We start from the raw sequence: 1680 nt of genomic DNA, 5'->3' as shown, positions 1-1680 counted from the left end.
CCAGGCCAGTGAGGTGGCGGGCAGGTCCTGGGAGTGGCGGTACTCGGCCAGGGCGTCCAGGAAGGTGTTGGCCGCCGCATAGTTCCCCTGACCCGAAGAACCCAGCAGACCGGTGATCGAGGAGTAGAGCACGAACGCCGCCAACGGCTGGTCGAGCGTGGCTCGGTGCAGGTTCCACGCGGCGTCGACCTTGGCCGTGAGAACCGAGGTGAGCTGCTCGGGCTGGAGACTGCTGAGCGTCGCGTCGGAGACCAGGCCGGCGGAGTGCACCACAGCGGTCAGGGGGCCGGAGGCACTGATCTCATCGATCAGTTCACGGACGGCCTGGTAGTCGCTGACGTCGCAGGCGACCACCGTGGCCGGAGTCCCCGCAGCGGTGAGTTCCTCGACGAGTTCCCGGGCGCCGGGGGCCTCCACGCCCCGTCGCGACACGAGGACCAGGCGACCGACGTCCGCCCGCGTGGCCAGGTACCGGGCGGTGACGGCACCGAGCGCTCCGGTTCCGCCGGTGACAAGGACGGCTTCGTTGGCGAAGTCGGTGATGGCGGTGCCGGATTGCTCGGCGCTGGCGGCCAGTTGCGGGGTGAGGACGGTGCCGTTGTGGACGGTGAAGTGCGGGGTCTGGGCGGCGATGGCCTGCCCGAGCGCTTCGACGTCGGCGGTGGCGATGGGCCCACGCGGAAGGTCGCCGTACGCGATGGTGTCGGGGTTTTCGGCGTGGGCTGTGCGGAGCAGGCCGGTGAGGGCGGTGTGGGGGAGGTTGAGGTCCTGGTGGGGGGTGGTGGCCGCGGTGGTCAGGACGGTGAGCCGGGTGTGGGTGAGTGCGGGCGTGGCGAGCCAGGTCTGGAGGGTGGTGAGGACGCCGGCGGTGATGGTGCGGGTCACGGCGGGGATGTCGACGGTGTCGGGGCTGCCGTCGGGGTTGGGGGCTTGGTAGAGGACGGTGGTGGGGGTGGGTGCGCCGTTGTCGAGCGCGGTGAGGAGGGTGTCGAGGTCGGGGTAGTGCGTGGTGATGCCCGGCAGGGGGCTCTCGCCGCCGATTTGCGTCCAGTCCTGGGGGAAGCCCTGGAAGGTTTCCGTCCGGGGAAGTCCGACCGGGACCCATTCCACTGAGGGGACGGGCACTGGTGTCTTGAGGGCTTGGCGGTTGGCGGTGGCCAGGGTGACGCCGGTAATGGTCAGGGCGGGCCTGCCGTTGGGGGTGTAGGCGCGCAGGGTGAAGGTGTCGGCCGAGTCGTGGTGTGCGGTGGCGTGGACGCGGAGGCCGGTGACAGGCTCGGCGATGGGGTGCGCGGTGACGTCGGTGAAGGTGAAGGGCAGGCGCAGAGGGGTGTCGGGTCCGCTGGGGGCGATGAGGACGTGCAACGCGGCGTCCAGCAGTGCCGGGTGGACGGTGTGGCCTGCTGCGTCGATGTCCTCGCCGAGTGTGATCTCGGCGTAGGTGTCGTCGCCGTGTTGCCAGGCCGCCTGCAGGCCGCGGAAGGCGGGGCCGTACTGGTAGCCGAGGTCGGCGAGGGTGTCGTAGAAGCCCGTCAGATCGGTCGGTCGGCCCCGGTCCTCGGGCCAGGAGATGGGTTCGGGTAGAGCGGGTGTGGTGTCGGTGAGGGTGCCGGTGGCGCGCAGGGTCCAGGTGCGGTCTTCGTCTGTGTCCGGGGTGCGGGTGTGGACGGTGAAGGTGCG

At 70.8% G+C, this 1680-nt stretch carries 1 protein-coding gene; it reads right to left on the bottom strand.

The window, feature by feature from the left end:
* The coding region (locus AB0M27_RS47670) for an SDR family oxidoreductase (protein WP_365732444.1) at positions 1-1680 on the bottom strand (1680 nt) is incomplete at both ends.

Source organism: Streptomyces sp. NPDC052107 (assembly GCF_040680215.1).
GTDB lineage: Bacteria > Actinomycetota > Actinomycetes > Streptomycetales > Streptomycetaceae > Streptomyces.
This window is presented reverse-complemented; position numbering and strand designations above follow the sequence as displayed.